Annotated in this window: 1 protein-coding gene; it reads right to left on the bottom strand. The window is 64.0% G+C overall.

Annotated elements, in window-relative coordinates:
- Nucleotides 1-63: 63 nt before the first annotated feature.
- The gene (locus A3CW_RS0144170; RefSeq protein WP_028209165.1) at nucleotides 64-1,206 is read right to left on the bottom strand and encodes an IS481 family transposase; all 1,143 of its coding nucleotides are present in this window, start codon (nucleotides 1,204-1,206) and stop codon (nucleotides 64-66) included.
- Between the last annotated feature and the right edge of the window lie 84 nt (nucleotides 1,207-1,290).

Genomic DNA, 1,290 nt, shown 5'->3' with positions numbered 1-1,290 from the left:
GCGGTGTATGGACCGGAGACATGGGTAACAGGTGTGCGGGGACATGGGTAACACATGATCCGCTCATTCGGGCCGGTCCAGGTTGATGGTTCCGAGGTGATGATGCAGGAAAAACAGGTCATAGCGGTTGCCGCTTCCTGCGCTGGGGCGCACGGCAACCGGCAGCTTGTGCAGCGCATTTGAAACCTTGAAAGACCGGCACCGGAAACGTAGTTCTCCATTCCACCCCACACGTACCACCGTGTCGTCACTGCGATATTCGATCGGCGGCAGTGTCTCCGGATAAGGGTGCGCACTGGGCCGGTAACGGGTGATCGGGGTGGCCATCTGCAGGGCCTGATGCGGGCGCTGATGGTTATAGACCGTGCGCCACTCGTCAAACGCCCGCTGGGCGTTTCGCAGGCTGTCGAAGCGACGGCCGCTGAGCACCTCGGCCTTCAGCGTGCGGTGAAACCGTTCGTCCTTGCCGTTGGTCTGCGGGTGGGCCACCCGGCTATGGGACAGACGCACACCGAGCCGGAGCAGCCAGATGGCCAGTTCGGTGAGCTGTCCCGGCTGACTGGGACTGCCCCATGGCGAGCCGTTGTCCGCGTTGATGCGAAACGGTAGCCCATAACGGCGAAACGTCTGCCGCAAATGCGCGCGTACGGTGGACGTGTCGGTCCTGCCGCACGCATCGAGCGTCAGGTTAAAACGCGAATGATCGTCCAGCACCGTCAGCGGCGAGCAGTGCCGTCCGTCCTGCAGTTCAAACCACCCCTTGAAGTCCATCTGCCAGAGTGAATTCGGATGCGCGTGTTCGAAGCGCTGCCACGCAGTGGCAGCCTCCGAAGCCTCCGCGCGGATCAGGCCGTGGCGATGCAGGATATCGGTCACGGTGCTCGGTGCGGGCACCGCGGTGTGGCCGAGATCCTCGAGGCGCCGCTTGATCTTGCGCCCGCCCCAGGCGGGATGTGCCTGGCGCAGATCGACCACCTGCTGCTCAATTGAGGGAGCGGTGCGCGCCGGACTCTGCAGGGGCCGGCGCGAGCGGTCCGCCAACGCGGCGGCGCTGTCATCCTGGGCATGCCGGGCCAGCCACTTGTAGCCGGTCTTCGGGCTGATGCCGAAACGCCGGCACAGCTCACGCCGGTTGGCGCCTTCCTGCAAGGCCAGATTCACGAATTCCAGACGCAGGTTCATGGTGTTTCTCGGGTTCCAGGGCATGAACGGCTCCAGGCGAATCACTCGCCCGAAGTGTTACCCATGTCCCCGCACACCTGTTACCCATGTCTCCGGTCCATACACCGC

Source organism: Paraburkholderia nodosa DSM 21604 (genome assembly GCF_000519185.1).
Lineage (GTDB): Bacteria > Pseudomonadota > Gammaproteobacteria > Burkholderiales > Burkholderiaceae > Paraburkholderia > Paraburkholderia nodosa.
Note: the sequence above shows the minus strand (reverse complement) of the source record. Positions and strands in the feature narration are given on the sequence as shown.